At 22.3% G+C, this 265-nt stretch carries 1 pseudogene; it reads left to right on the top strand.

The features are described from left to right. Positions 1–240 (top strand): annotated as a pseudogene (locus BT993_RS07055) (hypothetical protein); the annotation flags it as partial. Positions 241–265: the final 25 nt, after the last annotated feature.

Raw genomic sequence — 265 nt, 5'->3', positions numbered from 1 at the left:
GTAGTAGGAAGTAATGATTTAGCAGTTTCAAAGGAAAAAATTAATTGTATTTATGAGGGAGATACTTTAAAAATAGCCTTAAATGTTAAATATATACTTGATTATTTATTAACAATATCTGAAGCTCCTGTAGTTGAAATGAAAATGTTTGATGATAAAAATATTAAAGATAAAATAAAAATCGTTGTTGAAAGAAAAGACATGGTTTATATTTTAAATTCTGATGTTGAATTTATGTAATTTGAAAGGAGTATTATGAAAAATA

It is taken from the genome of Streptobacillus ratti (genome assembly GCF_001891165.1).
Lineage (GTDB): Bacteria > Fusobacteriota > Fusobacteriia > Fusobacteriales > Leptotrichiaceae > Streptobacillus > Streptobacillus ratti.
The sequence above is the reverse complement of the archived record's forward strand: the minus strand, read 5'-3'. Positions and strand labels throughout refer to the sequence as shown.